Origin of the sequence: Flavobacterium branchiicola (assembly GCF_018383905.1) — a bacterium.
GTDB classification, from domain to species: Bacteria; Bacteroidota; Bacteroidia; order Flavobacteriales; family Flavobacteriaceae; genus Flavobacterium; species Flavobacterium branchiicola.
Genome location: NZ_JAGYWA010000001.1, coordinates 171,975 through 189,141, shown reverse-complemented (window position 1 = coordinate 189,141; position 17,167 = coordinate 171,975). Strand labels below are relative to the sequence as shown.

The window sequence follows — 17,167 nt, the reverse complement described above, 5'->3', positions numbered from 1 at the left end:
ATCACAAAGGCTTGTTGTTGGTAACAAGGCTGATTTTTGTGACTGTCTCTTGTTGTAGGTTTGCATCAGTAATCGATAGACGGTTATAAAAAGCAACTATAAACAACGCTATAATGTCAGCAACAATTTCGACTTCTGGTTCGTCAAACAAATTAGTTTACATCGACAATATCAAAATTATACTTACGATATTGGTTATTCTTCATCACACTGTAATTGCTTACGGAGGTTCGGGTGGATGGTATTATACAGATAAAACCACTTGTTTTGGGGCTCTGGTTCCTATGACCATGTTTGTGAGTATAAATCAGTCGTTTTTTATGGGCTTTTTCTTTTTGTTGGTGGCTTATTTCACAGATTCGTCTTATTTTAAAAAAGGAACTTCCCAGTTTATAAAAGATCGTTTAGTACGATTGGGAATTCCCTTGTTGTTTTATTCTTTTGTTCTGTCTCCAATAATCAGTTATTTGGTGTATTATTTTGAAAAAGGACATCCTATTACATTTCTGGAATATCTTTTTGGTTACGACAGCTGGATTGATTTTGGGGTGATGTGGTTTGTAGCAGCGTTACTTGTTTTTACAATGTTGTATGTTTTGGTGCAAAAGTTTTTTAAAACAGCATCCAATACAATACTACCTGCTCCGAAAGCGTGTAAAATCATAGCATTTGCCGTTGTTTTAGGAATAATCAGTTTTGTGGTGAGAATTGTATTTCCGGTAGGATGGGTACTTGAACCAGTAGGTTTTCAGTTAGGTCATTTTTCACAATACATCGCTTTATTTATAATCGGAATCATAGCATTTAGAAACAATTGGTTGGAACAAATCACAGAGCAAACCAGAAAGCGCCTTAGTTTATCTATAGTATTGTGTTTATTGTTTTTTCCGGTATTCTTTGTTATTCACGCTAAATTAAAAATGCCTATTGAATGGTATTCAGGAGGGTTTCACTGGCAATCTTTATTGTATGCAGTCTGGGAACAATTAATAGGGATTTCTATACTAACCGTATTTTTAATAAAAGGAAGAAGAAGCTGGAATACCTCTTCTGCAATGCTTACAAAAGTATCCCGTATTAGTTTTGCTACTTATATTTTTCATCCAGTAATAGTGGTTTCTTTAACATTGATGGTCAGAAACTGGACAATTGATCCCGCATTAAAATTTCTGGTAATTGCTCCATTTGCGGTTTTAGGTAGTTTTGTATTTGCAGCACTCATTTTAGTAATTCCTGGCGTGAAGAAAATTATTTAAAAACGAGAAAAGGTTTAATCAGCAACAATATGCCGATTAAACCTTTTTTGAATTAAATTAACCTGTTCGTTGGGTGAAATTCTTTAACACATAGATACGTAGTTTTTCTTGTCAACAAAAGGCGTTTCACTTTTTTAAATGGCTATTTCTGCCAAATTTTGATTTTCTTTTATTTTTCCTAACTGAATCGTTTGCAGTTTTCTTTCGGTTACACCATTTTTCGTGATGTAGATTTCAACCATAACAGTTGTAGGGCCATTTTCTGTTAAAGCACTTTCACCATAATAATTCGTTTTAATGATGTAGTTACCTTTTACCGCATTTCTTAATAAATATTGTTCAGGACCATAACCCTGAGTAAAATCTTTAGAGAAACGAGCGCCCATTTCAGTATCGCGATGTCCGTAATAACATTCTTCGTTTGTTGGCTCTATAACATGCAAATCAATATCGGTATCCATTTGATTCCAGTTCAGGATGATTCTCACATCAACCGGCATTTTGTTTAAATATTTTTTATCCAATTTGTCCGTTTTAATGTCTTTGTGCTGTTGTATCATTCGGTTTAAATCCATCAAAATAATATCTTCAACACCGGAATATTGTCCGCTCATTTCTCCGTAATAATTAACCTCCAATGCTTTAATCAATTCATCAAAACCAGCCTGATATTGTTTATTATCTTCCAATGTTAAACCTAAATCTCTATGCGCCTGAGGTTCCTGTTCTCTCCATTTTGCTACTTGGTTTGCGGCAAACAAAGCATCTTCATACGCTTCCCATTGACGTAATAAATACGTTAATGATTTATATAACTGATGATTTTCTAAACCTAAATCAGCAATATTACTTAATACTAATAAAGCTTTTTCTTTGTCACCATTGTCATAAAAATGATTGGCAACATCAAAATAAAAACTCGGATTATTAATCTGATCGTTTCTTAACTCCAGATACAATTCATATTTTTTATCTTTAGGTGCATTAGCCAGAGCTTTAAGATAAACACGATCCGGATTCCATTTATTGATTTTAGTTTTATCAGCAGTAAAATAGCCAGCTTCAACATCATTCATTTCAAGATAATCACCTTTTTTATCTTTATTCTTCGCATTTTCATCTGAAGAAACAACAGCATCAGAAGAAACTGCCACTCCGGCAACTTGTCCGGCCAAAGCTTTTTCAGCATTCATGACAGGAGCAGCCAATGATTCAGATCTTACAGTCATTGCTGAATAGGATACACTACGTTTCACTCTTTGCTGATCATTTGCATCTTCTTCCTGTTCTTCACGTTGCTCGCGGCTCACTCCATATGCTGTAACCACAACTTCCTGTAGATTCTGATCGGAATCAACCAACTGAATGTTATAATTTTCACCTCTTCTTATTTTGATTTCCTTACGTTTCATCCCTACAAAGGAAACTACGATTGTTTGTCCTGCAGTGGCATCAATGCCAAATCTTCCGTCAAAATCGGTACTCGTTGACCTACTAGTTCCTTTTATCTGAATAGTTGCACCAGGTAAAGGACCGCCATTAGAATCAGAAACTGTTCCCTGAACACTGCCCATTATTTTAGGGTTTTTAGGATTTTTAGGTTGTGGCGCTTTATATTTTTTGTCTGAATTCCACCAGGTTAAAAGTTGCTCATAATAGGTTGCTACATTTTCCCAGTTACTGTATTTTTTAGCTTTTGCAGCTTCGATTTGTTGTTTCATCGCCTTGTCAAATTCCTCTCTTAATTCAGCCGGAGGAACAATCTCATACTGAATATAATCGTGCAGACTTTCTAAAACAATAAGTGAGGTATTTTGGGTTGCAATACCATATTTTTTGCCCAGACTTTCAATTTCATCTGCATTGTTTTTGTACTGAATTTCAAGATTAGCAATTTTCTTTTGCGCCCAAAGTTTTTCAATATTAACTTCATTTGAAACTGAATTTGAAGCCACAATATGAATTGTTTTCTCTAATACAGGTTTTTCATCATAACCAAAAAGTAACACAACATCATTAGTATTTTTTAATGAAATTCCGGCAACACTAAAACTTCCTGAAACCGGAGTACCAGCCATTGGATATAAATCGGTTACCATATAATTTTCTTTGATGCCTAAAAACTTCAGACTTTGGTACATCAATTTATCTGAAGCTTCAGTCACTTTAAGCTGATTCAGATTGATGAAACTTCCGCCTGTTTTTATTGCATTAAAATTCAGAAAAGCATAATCAGACGAAATAGACGAGCTTATCGTATAAATTGGTTTTTTTGTAGTTGCAAAAATGTTGCTGCTTAATGAAGATAGTCCATCCGTAAAGAATAAATATTCATCATGAACCGGAAGTTTGATTTTAGAAAAACGGGTTCCTCCATCATAAATCACCTTATCTAAAGCCAGTTTTAAAGCCGTCCAATCCCCGTTTTTAATGACATAAGTATTTTTCTTTTCAAAATTATAACCGGCAAAATACAGGTTTACTTCAACATTTTTTAAAGTGCTGAAATAAGTATCCAGCAATTGTAATTCTTTTTTAAGATTACGGTTTTTACAACTCAAAGACACATCCCAGATTAAACCAATTGAATTTGGATTTTTCTTAAGTATTTTAGGATTATCCAAAATCGTGTTGGCATAAAAATAATGCTGATTATCTTTGCTTTGTACCACAACACTTGGTATTTCTGATCGAATCGGAATTATGATTTGTAACTTATCATTCAGCAAATAATTTTCTTTTTTAACAGAAGTTACATAAAACTGATTGCTGTTTTCGAATGTTAAAATACCTTCGGTAGTAGAAATAGAAGGTTCAGCAATGGCACCCACAACGGCAACATTCAAATCAAATACATCTAATTTTCCAGAATAGCTGCTTAACATTTGATACGATAAATGCGTGGCATCATAACTACTCAATTCCTGCTCGTAGCCAATAATTACAATACGCTCGTTATTGGGCATTAAAGGATAAATGCGGGTTTTAAAATTATTTCCCTCGACTTTTTCAAGCAATCCCGGATCAACTCGTCTGTGTTCTACAGCTTCAAAAACCTGTTTCCCTTTATTTTTATTTACAGGAACTGCTTCGCGCATTTTCCCGTTAATGTCAATTGCATATCTTGAAACCGAAACACCTTCAGGAAGTGGAAACAGTAATTCGGCTTCCATTTGACGATTTGTACCGTTAAAAAAATGCATTTCGGTGGTCGTGTACGCAATATTACCCACGATTTTTACCGAAACTTTAAGCTGATTCAGACGTACTAATGCTGAATCTTTCCCTTTTACATTTAATTTTGGGCTTTGAGCCTGAGTAAAAAGGCCAAGGCAGAATAGCGAGATTAGGAAAATGTTTTTCATAAAATACAAATTTTAGTTTTTTAGCAAAGCGGCTATATAACTATAGAGTTTCTATTTTATAAAAAGGTTGGGAAGGTGAATAAAAATATTTCTTTATTCTGATTCAAATGCTGATTTTTAATGGTTTATGTTGGGATTAATTTTGATAATTTTTAAACTTCGGAAATTGGTTTTTAAAATTTCCGAAGTTATTTTGGTTTTTCAAAGTCCTGATAAATTATTACAGAATACTAAAATGATCTATTTTCCAGAGCAGTTTTGTATATTACTTTGTATTCTCTAAAAAAATATCAATATAATTAACCACCAGATTTACATGTTCATGTTGCGGTGCATGTCCCGTTTGTGGTAACAGAATAAGTTGAGATGTTGGCAACTGACGGGTTAACGGATACCAGTTTTCTACAGCAAAACTCGTATCATGATCTCCGGAAATTATTAAAATTGGTGTTTTTGTTGTTTTTAGTTTCTCCCTAAAATTATCATTATCCTGAGATGCAGCTTCGCCTCCGGCGAAATAAAGCTGAAAAACTTCCATTGTAGAAGGAATTTTTGAAACATCAATTCTTTGAGCAATTCTGTCATGAGAGGCTTTTGCAGCCTTTTTACTTGCTTCAGATTCGGGTTCGAAAAAAAGCACGATTTCATCCTCTAAATCATTAATCGGTTTTAATGCATGATCCAGAAAAGACTGTTCTAACGGGACAACTCTTTTTCCCATCGGACCGGTTCCTAACAATATGGTATGTGTTGTCAGCTCAGGATATTGATGCATTGCGGCCTGCGCTACCAATCCGCCATAGGACCAGCCCATTAAAATGGCTTTTTTAATTTTTAGAAAATCAGCAAGATCTTTTACATCTTTAGCCACTTCTTTAGTATCGGTTGGCAGTGTTCCTGTCGAATATCCAATTCCCGAATAATCAAAAGTAATTACTCGATATTTTTCGGCAAGCAAATCTAAAAATAACGGATCCCAAGTGTCGATTGTTCCTCTAAAACGGTTAATTAAAATAATCGGATTTCCTTCGCCTATAGATCGATAAGCAATTTTTCTGCCCGGTAAATCAGCAAATTCAGTTGCTGCATTTACAGCATTTGTTTTGTGTGCATTCATAATAGATTAGTTTAATGCAAACTTCAAAGAATAGAGAGATTTAAGACCTTTCTGTTTTTGAGTTTTGGTTATTAATGAATAAAATGAAAACAATTTCAGTGCCTTATAAAAAATATTTTAGAAACAGGCACTTAACACAATATGGGAATTATTATTTAGTTTTATTTCGCTTATTAAAATGAGAATTAGCGATATTCAGAAAAATTAAATGTCAATTGTACTTCCAATTTTTGGCAAATAGAGGTTTAAATTGGCATTTGTAAAAGCGTCAGTTGCTTTTTGATGATCCATTACAATAAAACCAAACGTATCATAATGTACGCCTAAAATTTTATTGACTTCAACAAGTTTAGAAGCTTCAATTGCTTCCTCAACACCCATTGTAAGTCCGTCACCAATTGGGAAAACAGCAAAATCTAATTTGGTGAATTGCGGAATCAGTTTCATATCTAAGGTTAAAGCTGTGTCACCGCTGTAATAAAAATTCCCGTCGACAGTTGTGAGAACAAAACCAGTTGCAATTCCGCCATAACTGCCATCCATAAAACTGCTCGGATGCTGTGCAATAACACATTTTACACGTCCGAAATCAAAATCAAATTTACCGCCCGGATTAATCGGATGCGCATTTTCGATTCCGTTTTTTAAAAGCCAGTTGTAGATTTCAAAATTCCCAAGAACTTTGGCTCCAGTGTTTTTTGCGATTCGTTCAACGTCGAGTATGTGATCGTAATGAGCATGAGAAATAAAGATATAATCGGCTTTTATTTCATCGACATTAATGTCTTTTGCTAATTCGTTTGGAGTAATAAAAGGATCGAAGAGAAGGTGTTTGCCATTTGCTAAAACCGAAAAGCAGGAATGTCCATAATACGTTACTTTCATGATAAATACATTTAGAAATTAATAACTATTTTAAAAATCTGGTGAAAACAATTGATAAACACATAGAAACATAGATTTTTTTTTAAATGAAAGAATGTTTAAAAAAAACACGTTTTTAACACATAGCTATGTGCATTTGAATTAGTGAAACGCCTTTTTTTAAGTTTCCAATATCTATGTTCCTATGTGTTAATAATATAACCAACAAGTAAACTTAATGTCAAACGATATGCCTTTTTATTCTTCCAGTATTTTTTCGGTATCTACAGCATTATTTTCCTGATATAATTTTTGACCTATTTTTCCCTGATCTCCTAGGGCTCTTCCTTTTATCAACCAGGCAATTCCAAAAGCAAAAAGTGCAATGGCTTCAAAAACCAAAGTTGAATAGGAGAAGAGGTTTAAATATCCGGAAACGGGAACCATAATTAATGCAGCAAGAATCAAATAGCCACAAACTTTATAGATATTATTTTCGTTTAAAATGCTTTTAGGGGCTCTGGTTTCGTTTGCCTGACCAATAGTAAAAACATTTATAGCAAGCAAAGCCAGTATCAAAAAGAAAATACCGGCAAAACCATAATGAAGCCAGCCCAGCCAACTTTTTGTGGATGGAATAAAAGTGTAAATTTTCTGACAAATTTTTGCCGGATTTGTTGGAACCAATGCAACTCCAATCGCCATGATTCCGGCAATATTAGTAAGGAGATTGTCGTTTTTCCAGAAAGAAATATTACCGTGACCTTTATACCGAATAAGAAACAACCCGACAGCGCACAAAGTCCCTGTAAAGATTTCTCTTAAATTGGTATAATAATAATCACTAATCGACGGCTGTATCCGGGTTTCAAAAAAAGAAATTAAAGAGAATCCAACCAAAAGTATGGGCAGGCTTATACCCAAATACCCAATCGCGCGTCTGATGCGTCTGTAGGTAAAAATATCATAATTTTCAATTTTGATTTCTTTTTTATCCATCCTTTCAATATTGAATTTACAGAAGGATAAAGTTAAGAGATTAAGTTGTAACTAATTGAAAATTAATAAGTAATAAAATTCATTTTTATTTTCTGGAAAATAAATTCTCGACAACCCAGGCTGGTCCAATTAATAAAAACTGAAGATCTTTTAAGAATGAAGGTTTCTTGCCCTCAATGTTATGACCGTAAAACTGACCAATCCAGGCGATTACAAAAACACCAATAGAAAACATCCAAAGAGGAACAAATTGTCCGACATAATAATTTACAATTAGACAAATTGCAGAGAAAACAGCAATTTTTGCCGCCATAGCAACTGACAATCTGATATAGAAAACAAGAACAAAAAGCAGGACAACAAAAGCCCAGTTTTCGATAATTGGTATATTCAATTTTAGAGAACCCGAGATAATACCGCTTGGAATACTCATTATTAAACCCACAATCGAAAAGAAAATCGCCGGAACACAAATATAGTGTATCGCTTTGTTTGTTGGATTCTGATGACTTACGGCATATTCTGCAAACCATTGGTCTAATGTTCTCATTTTTTTGGTTTTAAGGTTAGTTACGTAAATCTAATAAAATTTCTTTTAGGTTTGACTTTGCATTATTTTTAGCAGATGTAATGATAATATCTTTTTTGACTTTTATGTTGTTTTTCTAGTCTGTTAGAAATTATTATTTGATGAGATTAAAGAGCATTAAAAAAGCACAATTTTACAAAAATTGCGCTTTTTTATTCTTTATGTTTAATAAGCTAATTCTTTATGATTTTTAAATTGGAGTCTAAAATTTTCAAGAAATAAATACCAGTTGGTAAATCGCTAATTTGTACTATGGAATGCTCTGATTCTAATTTTCCGGTTTTAAGCAGTTTTGAATATTGATCATAGATTTTATAATTAGAACCGATAACATTTGAGTCTACATTTAAATTAATGAAATCCTTTGTTGGATTAGGATAAAAACTAAAAGATTGACTCACAGTTTTTTCAGGTACTCCTAAATTATTTCCCAGATTTACTATCCAAATGTCATTTTTTCCATTGTTAGTTAGTAAGTCACCATCATTTGATTCCGAATATCCAATTACAGTATAATTTTCATTTCCGGTTTCAATAATTCCACTGGCGGTATCATGATTAGATCCTCCCAAGGATTTACTCCACTCTACATTTCCATTATTTGATAATTTGATTATCCAGAAATCAAAATTAAATTCAGTACCATGATGGCCAGTGGCATCACCATCGTTTGAAGAAGTATCTCCTGCAAGGACATAGCCTCCATCTAAAGTCTGAACAACAGAATATAAGTAATCTCCTCCTAACCCGCCAAGCGATTTTTGCCAAACAATATTTCCATTAGAATTAAGTTTAACCACCCATGCATCTCCGCCATCTTTAGCATTTGTAATATCACCATCACTTGAGCCAGTGTAGCCTGTAACGATATAATTTCCTTCTGAGTCTTGTATTGCAGATACAGCATTATCAAATTTTTTCCCACCAAGTGTTTTTTGCCATTCCATTTCTCCAAGGCTATTAAGCTTAACAACCCAATAATCAAAGTCATCATGATATCCAGTAACATCTCCATCAGATGATGTAGTATTTCCACTTAATATAAAACCACCATCAGAGGTTGGTGCTATAGAATTACATTCTTCTCCATTTTTGCCACCATATGATTTTTCCCAAATAAGATTACCACTAATACTTACTTTCACAACCCAGAAATCAATATTACCACTACCAGGAGGGTACTTAGAACTTTTTACATCTCCATCATTAGATCCAACTGTTCCACCAATTACATATCCATCTGTTACAGCGACTATTCCAACTCCGGCGTCAGTAGCTGAACCACCTAAGCTTTTTTGCCATTCTAGTTGACCATCAGATGCTATTTTAAGAAGCCAAAGATCAGTATAATCTGTGGTACCATGATGTCCGGAAACATCTCCATCTGCAGAATAAGATTCTCCTACAATAATGTAACCACCGTCTTTTGTTTCTATAATTGAGCGGCCTGATTCTAGTTTACTTCCGCCATAAGATTTTTGCCATTCAATAGTTTTTGCACTATTTAGTTTTATAACTACAATATCATAACTACCATGATTATCGGCCATATTGCCATCAGTAGATGAGGAATATGCCAGAACGATATAACCGCCATCTTTGGTTTTAAGTATTTTAGAGCCAACATCTTCTAGTTGGGCGCCAATCGATTTTTGCCATTGTAAGGATGTTTGTCCGTATAAGGTAAAGTTTAATAAGAATAAGAAATAGAGTAAAGTTTTTTGCATAGGTTATTTTAGTTTTGATAATAGTAAGTTTTATCCTGAAAAGGCCTAAGAAAACCAATATTCAGGATTAAGAGGCAAATATCATTATTAACTACTTATTCTAATTACGGGAAACCACATTTTGGTCTTTTTTATTCAACTAATTTCTGATTATACTCAAAAATACTATCCCATAACTGATCAATTTGAATAAGCGCCTGATTTAACGGAAGAACATTCCATTTTCCGTTAGTTTCTATTCCTAAACCAATGCTTTTTAGTTTCAGTAAAGCATCATTAACATCAAAGTCTAAATCGGTTTTGAGATGGGTTTTAAACCAGGATTCAATTTGCGAATCAAGTTCTTCGGCTGTTAAAGGTTTTTCACTTTGATATAAAAAAGTATAAGCAAGAATAGTTTCCTTTAAAACCTCTTCTTCAGAAGAATTCAAAAGCGAATAAAATGCACCGCTATTATTACCAAGATTCTTAAAATACAAACTGTCTGAAAGCATTTTAGAATATCTGATCTTTTTGTTTATAAAGTTATTGTACTGACGAAAGCAGTAAGCCGACAAAAATCCGAGAGCAATTAATCCCTGGTTTAAAGAAGTTTTACTGTTTAGTAAATCGATAGTTTCTCCGGTTTGATACGCCTGATACATATTAATCAAAGCCGGAATTACTTTGGCACTTAATAACGAAAGTCCACCAAAAATTCCCGGAACCCAAAGCAGCATTTTGTCTTTAATAGACATTTTAGGAATTGCATTGGGGAAAATCGTTTCGAGATCATTTTTAGGAACACGCTTAAAGATTTTTAGCGCAATAGAACCCGGATCAATGGGCATTTTTCCTAATTTGACTTTTTTTGCATGTAGAAAATCGGCATCGCTGTAATTCAGGTAAATAAGTACACGATCGTAATATTCGATTTCAACTTCCTTTTTCCAGAAAAAATATTTTTTGACCTTTTCCTTTGCTTTATGATGACCACGGGCATACACTTCGTAATCTTTAAAAGCATTAAAATCAATTGCCAGATTCAAACCAATCAAATCAGATTCTTTAAACGCCGATGTTAAAGTTTCCTGATCAATTCTATAATAGTTACCACGTTCTAAAACCGTAAGCAAAGTTTCCTTAAAAATGGGAAAATTGCTTTTACCTATAAATCGTTTACGTTCTTTTTCGCTTAAATCCGGGTCGAATAAAGCATAGTTTTGCTTTAGGTTTCGGTTTAAATTAAAAGATTCATAATGAAAATAATGTTCGATAATATCGAAAAGATTTTTAAAATCAGCTGCTTTTTCAGGATCTCCGGCAAAAGCTGCTAATTGCTGCTCCAATAAAAATTCTTTATGGAATGGTATATAATGTTCTAGGATCATTTTCAATTTCTGGGCTTTAATATCGTGGCGTTTAGAGAGTGCAAAAATACTGCCTGAAATTTGATTTTGAAAAGTTTTTTTGTGTGATATTGAATAATCTTACACGATTGCAAATAAAATTTGAGCACTTTCAAGTAAATTTTTAAAGCATAAAAAAAGTGGGATTTCGTAACCGGTTCCAGCGATTTGAAATCCCACTTTTGTTCCAAAAAAAAAGTGACAAAATTTATACTGTTTCCTTGCAGAAACAATATTCTAATTAAAAACTATTCGGTGCAATTTTACCACTAAATAATAGGTTGGCTATGCGTATTTATACCTGTTTTTTTAAAGATCCAAAGTTTCATAGTAACAAAGTTTCAAAGTGGCTAAAAACTAAGAGGTTTTGTCTGTGTTGGGAATCATTCGGGGATTTCTTTTTTAATTGAGTTTCGCTTTTTTTAATTCGATTATTCCCTGAATGTATTTTATTAGTTCCTGTTTGTTTACAGAAAAATGCGCTTTTTCTTCCTGAGTATTTAAATATAAATCGGCAATATTTTCGGCATCCATATTTTGAGTTACATATAGATTTTCGGCATATTTTATAAGATTGTCTACAAAAAGCTCGCGCTGTTTTCCTTTTGCAATGGTTTCAGGATCTCCGTTTTTTATTTTTTCGACTTCCAGATCTGGTAAATCAATCGTAAGGTAAGTGCAGTCTACCGAGACTTTAGAAAGCATTTCTTTGTCCGTTTTTCCCGTAGCATTACAATAAGCGCAGGGAGCAGGAGTCCATTTTAATTGTTTATTTAATCGATTAATATCTTCCCAATCAACAAATCCTTTTCCGAGACATCTGGGGCATTCTATCTCTGATTTTCTAAATAAATTAAAAAAAGACATTTTTTTGAAAATTTTGGTTAGTGGTTGATGGGTGCGAAGATACTTATTTATGTAAGAAAATTAGTTTGAAGATGCTCTTTTTTAAAAGAAGAAAGATATCTAGAATATTTCCTGTTATATAAACCTATTTAGCGACGTTTTATTTTATTGATAGTTAAACAAAATAGTATAAATTTTGACGCGGATTAGACAGATTCGTTATCACGAAAACGCGGACAAAAACGGATTTGTAGAAAGAATTTAAAAAAATCCGTTTTTATCCGCGTCTTTACGAAGTAAATCCGTTTAATCCGCGTGCTATTTTATTCAAAGGAGCATTTTTAAATAATTACACCCAACGGGTAGATAGTTAAATTTAAAATTGTACGAAAAGTTATATTTTTGTTTGCTGACTTATTACATATTTGTATCTTACGAATACTAAAGTGGTAATTTACCAAACAGAAAAATTTCTCAAAAAAATTAAATATCTTTGATTTATGGATACAATAGCAAAACCAAAACATATTGGCCGAAATATCAGCCGAATTAGAGAGCTTAGAGGAATGAAGCAGGAAGCTTTGGCAATTGAAATTGGCTTAAGTCAACAAACTATTTCTAACATTGAAGGAAGTGAAATTGTTGATGAGGAAAAACTAAAGAAAATTGCGGAAGTTTTAGGTGTTTCTCCTGAAGCAATCAAGAATTATAGTGATGAAGGAATAATCAATTATTTCAACACTTTTAATGATCCCGATTTTAGTAACAGTCAAGGTGCATTCGGTCAAAATAATAATTGCTCATTTAATCCATTAGATAAGGTTGTAGAACTTTATGATGAAAATAAAAAGCTTTACGAGCGTTTATTAGAATCTGAAAAAGAGAAGATTTCTTATTTGGAGAAGTTAATTAAATAGAAATATATTTTTGTAAAGATTATAAAATGAAAAGAGACTTTTTAGAAAGTCTCTTTTTTTTGTTTTTAGGACAAAAGGTAATTTTATTCATCTTTAACAAACTTCGTAACTTTTTTAAAATAATTAATAGAAAGAATTTACTTATAATTTAGCTTTGATTCTAAAAGTTTTTGCCTAATTTTAAAAAATTAAATGCCACGAGATCTTTTTTTAAGAAAAAGAGTTAAAATAAAAAGTTATGGTTGTTGAGGTTTTTAAAACAAATGTCCAGAAAGAATCAGATAAAAATTATGTCATCGCCGTTATACAAACTCAATTTCCGGATTATAAAATAAATTTTGATCTGGAAGATTGCGATAAAATATTAAGGGTCGAAGGCATAGACCTGCAATGCGATAATATTATAGATTACGTAAATTGTTTGGGATATACTTGTGTTAGATTAGAGTAGATTTTGGTTAATTATTGAAAATCAGGTGTAAGTACGCAGTTGTGTTTTCTTTTTTGTAAGTAATTTTGCGTGCTAATTTATTTTTTAAAATTAATAACTAAGATGATCAGTTTTATTCTTACGGTTTTCATTTTACTTTTAGAACAGTTAGTTTAATTTAGAAAACATAACTTTTATATTCTTTCCTGTTTCTTATTAGTTCCAGAAAGGTTTGTTCTTTTTTTGCGCATTATTTTTTTAATTTTGTGCTCTATGAAAAAAGCATTCCAACTCTTCGATTTTACTCAGAAAGTCAATTACAAAAATGAAATTTTAGCGGGTTTAACAGTGGCAATGACTATGATTCCGGAATCTTTGTCGTTTGCTATTTTAGCCGGATTTCCGCCTTTGGTTGGTTTATATGCGGCATTTATTGCAGGATTGGTAACGGCTATTTTTGGAGGAAGACCGGGAATGATTTCGGGCGGGGCAGGAGCAACCGTGATTGTTTTAATTGCCTTGATGAAATCGCACGGTATAGAATATGTTTTTGCAGCTGTTGCACTTGGCGGTGTAGTTCAAATTTGCATTGGCCTTTTTAAACTCGGTAAATTTATACGATTAGTTCCCCAACCCGTAATGTTTGGTTTTGTAAACGGTTTGGCGGTTGTTATTTTCATGTCGCAGTTAGAACAGTTTAAAACTGTTGTAAATGGGCAGGTTTCCTGGCTTCAGGGAACACCTTTGTATATTATGCTGGGTTTGGTAGCTTTAACCGTTGCAATTGTTTTAATTTTTCCTAAAATTACAAAAGCAGTTCCGGCTTCTTTGGTGGCTATTATGGTTGTTTTTGCATTGGTAATTGTGTTTAATATTGAAACTAAAACAGTAGAAGATATCGCATCTGTACAAGGCGGATTTCCTCCTTTTCATATTCCGAATATTCCATTTTCTTTTGAAACTTTAAAAGTGATATTTCCTTATTCGGTTATTGTTGCAGCTGTTGGTTTGACCGAAGGTTTGCTTACGCTGAATTTAGTCGACGAAATTACCGGAACACGCGGAAACAGTAATCGCGAATGTATTGCACAAGGAAGTTCGAATATTTTAAACGGCTTTTTCTACGGAATGGGCGGTTGCCCGATGATTGCGCAAACATTGGTAAATCTTGGAGCTGGTTCTCGTGCAAGACTTTCAGGAATTATTGCTTCGTTAACCATATTAATTATTATCCTTTTTGGAGCTCCGGTTATAGGCAAATTGCCAATGGCAGCTTTAGTTGGTGTGATGATGATGGTCGCAATTACCACTTTTGAATGGGCAAGTTTCAGAATTATAAACAAAATGCCCAGACATGATATTTTTGTTGGAATTTTAGTTGCCGTAATTACAATTGTACTGCATAATCTTGCTTTGGCGGTTTTAATTGGGGTTATACTTTCGGCTTTGGTTTTTGCCTGGGAAAGTGCCAAAAGAATTCGTGCTAAACATTATATCGATGAAAACGGTGTAAAACATTACGAAATTTACGGGCCATTATTTTTCGGATCTATAACTGCTTTTGTAGAAAAGTTTGATATTCAAAACGATCCTGTTCGTGTTATAATTGATTTTAAAGAAAGCCGTGTTTCTGATATGTCGGCAATTGAAGCTTTAAACAATCTGACAAAAAAATACAGTCAACAAAATAAAATAGTAGAATTACAGCATTTAAGCGAAGACTGCAGACAATTACTAAAAAATGCCGATGCAGTTATTAATGTAAATGTAATTGAAGATCCAACTTATAAAGTGGTTTCTTAGTTAATTAGATAATGTGCCAATTTGAGAATGTGCCAATTTGAGAATGTGTCAATGAGATAATTTGTCAATGAGATAATTAGTAAATGGCTATATAAAAACGTTTATATTCGTTGGTAAACCCGACAGGTTTTTAAAACCTGTCGGGTTTGTTTTTTGAATTGCCTTCAGCTTTAGCTGGAGGAATCAAGATATGATAAGAAAAAGGCTTTAGCCGAACTACAAAGTTTGGCTAAAGCCTTTTTTTGTGACTTTATATGACCTCCAGCTGAAGCTGGAGGCAATTGATCTATCATATTGCTTCGGCATCGTTTAAACTCGTCAAGTTTTATCCCGATGTTTCGGGACTGTCGGGTTTGGTTTTTTATAATTGATTAAGTTTTGTCAGGCTGAGCGTAGTCGAAGTCCACGTGCCAATTGGAGTGCCCTTCGACTACGCTCAGGGTGACAATTATCTAATTCTCTAATTGACAAATTTGCTAATTAGCGAAGCGTCGATTCTACATCACTTAATTTACCATCAATTTCACCGATTTGTAAACCTAAAATATGAGCGATTAAAGGATAAACAGAAACATTCTGAAATGTTTTTACTCTTTTGTTTACTTTAAAAGCGGGGCCTTTTGCATAAAATATAGCGTGCATATCTTTTTCATTATTATCATAACCGTGCGTTCCGCCTTTTATATGAGTGCTTTCTTTGCTTACTAAACTCCATCCTTTATCGGCTTCAACAACAAAATCGTGAACACGAGGATTAGTTCCGTAATGCAATCTTTCAGGAACTTCAGTTGATTTGTAGAATTTAATATGTGGTACTTTTTTCAAAGCATTTGCTATCGAATCCTGAAATCCTGCTTTTGCCTGCAAGCTCATAATTGGGTTAATTACATCTTTGTAACCCAGCCATTCTGGTTTTAAATAATCTAAAACTGCTACTTTTTTATCATTGCTGATATTGGCCATTCCGTGATCAGAAACAATGATTAAATTGATTTGTTTTCCGATTGGTAATTGATCCAGTCTTCGGGATATTTCACCCATAATTGAATCCATTTTGATAACCATTTTTTTATTTTCCGGCGAAAGAGGTCCAAAATTATGTCCCGTATGATCTGGTTCATCAAAATACAAAGTTACCAGATGAGGTCTCTGTTTCTCAGGAAGCTGTAACCATTTCATAACCGTATCGATTCTGGCTCCGTACGGAATTTTACCATCGTATTTTTTGAAATAGCTTGGATTTCTTTGATCAATATCAGAACCCGGCCAGAAGAAAGAAGCCGTTTTTACTCCTTGTTGCTCGGCTAGATTCCAAATCGGATTTCCACCATAAAAACGCGAATCATTTTTTGCATCGCTTGATAACGAAAAGGATTCGTTTAAAGCAGCATCATAAAAAACGTTATTGATAATTCCGTGATGATCGGGATAAAGTCCCGTTACAATAGAATAATGATTAGGGAAAGTTTTACTTGGGTAAGAAGGTTTCATCGATTTGGCATGAGCGCCTTCTTTTTCAATCTGTTTCAAATTCGGAAGATTGAATTGCTTTCCATAATCCCAACGAAATCCATCCATAGAAACTAAAACAACATAATTGTCTTTATTTTGAGCTTGTAAAAAAGTTGTAAGAAGTAAGAATGTAAAAGGTAAAAGGTGAGTGGTGAATTTTCTCATTTTGTAATTTTAAATAGAACTGCAAAGTTATTAATTACAGCGTTTTTAATGAAAAACAGAATGTTAAACAATCATAAATAAAAAAAGTTTGCCACGAATTACACGAATTAGCACAAATTATTTTTTCTAATTATTGCGTATAAAAATTAGTGGAAATTCGTGTAATTTGTGGCAAACAAAAAAAAGCGC

12 protein-coding genes are annotated in these 17,167 nt (G+C 33.3%); 3 read left to right on the top strand and 9 right to left on the bottom strand.

Going from position 1 to position 17,167, the window contains the following annotated elements:
• Positions 1-113 precede the first annotated feature (113 nt).
• A complete protein-coding gene (locus KHA98_RS00805) occupies positions 114-1,256 on the top strand; it encodes an acyltransferase family protein (RefSeq protein ID WP_213254397.1) in 1,143 nt (380 codons plus the stop codon).
• A gap of 134 nt (positions 1,257-1,390) precedes the next feature.
• On the opposite strand, the gene KHA98_RS00800 is transcribed toward KHA98_RS00805, so the two are convergent.
• The 8 genes from KHA98_RS00800 to KHA98_RS00765 all read right to left on the bottom strand — a co-directional run bounded on the left by KHA98_RS00800 (position 1,391) and on the right by KHA98_RS00765 (position 12,172).
• Positions 1,391-4,621, bottom strand: a complete 3,231-nt coding sequence (locus tag KHA98_RS00800; RefSeq protein WP_213254396.1) for a VIT domain-containing protein — start codon at positions 4,619-4,621, stop codon at positions 1,391-1,393.
• Between the two features lie 265 nt (positions 4,622-4,886).
• Positions 4,887-5,738 (bottom strand): alpha/beta fold hydrolase, encoded by an 852-nt coding sequence (locus KHA98_RS00795; RefSeq protein ID WP_213254394.1) that lies wholly within the window; start codon positions 5,736-5,738, stop codon positions 4,887-4,889.
• Between the two features lie 204 nt (positions 5,739-5,942).
• A complete protein-coding gene (locus KHA98_RS00790) occupies positions 5,943-6,623 on the bottom strand; it encodes a metal-dependent hydrolase (RefSeq protein ID WP_213254392.1) in 681 nt (226 codons plus the stop codon).
• A 237-nt stretch (positions 6,624-6,860) separates the two neighbouring features.
• Positions 6,861-7,601 (bottom strand): hypothetical protein, encoded by a 741-nt coding sequence (locus tag KHA98_RS00785; protein WP_213254390.1) that lies wholly within the window; start codon positions 7,599-7,601, stop codon positions 6,861-6,863.
• A gap of 85 nt (positions 7,602-7,686) precedes the next feature.
• The gene (locus KHA98_RS00780) at positions 7,687-8,151 is read right to left on the bottom strand and encodes an Mpo1 family 2-hydroxy fatty acid dioxygenase (protein WP_213254388.1); all 465 of its coding nucleotides are present in this window, start codon (positions 8,149-8,151) and stop codon (positions 7,687-7,689) included.
• Between the two features lie 212 nt (positions 8,152-8,363).
• Complete coding sequence (locus tag KHA98_RS00775; RefSeq protein WP_213254386.1) at positions 8,364-9,917, bottom strand: T9SS type A sorting domain-containing protein; 1,554 nt, start codon at positions 9,915-9,917, stop codon at positions 8,364-8,366.
• A gap of 131 nt (positions 9,918-10,048) precedes the next feature.
• Positions 10,049-11,287, bottom strand: coding sequence for a TMEM143 family protein (locus tag KHA98_RS00770; protein ID WP_213254384.1), 1,239 nt, complete (start codon positions 11,285-11,287; stop codon positions 10,049-10,051).
• A 420-nt stretch (positions 11,288-11,707) separates the two neighbouring features.
• On the bottom strand, positions 11,708-12,172 hold the full coding sequence (locus KHA98_RS00765) for a hypothetical protein (protein ID WP_213254382.1): 465 nt from the start codon (positions 12,170-12,172) through the stop codon (positions 11,708-11,710).
• A gap of 479 nt (positions 12,173-12,651) precedes the next feature.
• Here KHA98_RS00765 and KHA98_RS00760 point away from each other — a divergent pair, with 479 nt between their 5' ends.
• The gene (locus tag KHA98_RS00760) at positions 12,652-13,068 is read left to right on the top strand and encodes a helix-turn-helix domain-containing protein (protein WP_213254380.1); all 417 of its coding nucleotides are present in this window, start codon (positions 12,652-12,654) and stop codon (positions 13,066-13,068) included.
• Positions 13,069-13,771: 703 nt separating this feature from the next.
• On the top strand, positions 13,772-15,301 hold the full coding sequence (locus KHA98_RS00755; RefSeq protein WP_213254378.1) for a SulP family inorganic anion transporter: 1,530 nt from the start codon (positions 13,772-13,774) through the stop codon (positions 15,299-15,301).
• Positions 15,302-15,781: 480 nt separating this feature from the next.
• Here the strand turns inward: KHA98_RS00755 and KHA98_RS00750 are convergent, their stop codons facing one another.
• Positions 15,782-16,978, bottom strand: coding sequence for an alkaline phosphatase family protein (locus KHA98_RS00750; protein ID WP_213254376.1), 1,197 nt, complete (start codon positions 16,976-16,978; stop codon positions 15,782-15,784).
• Positions 16,979-17,167 lie beyond the last annotated feature (189 nt).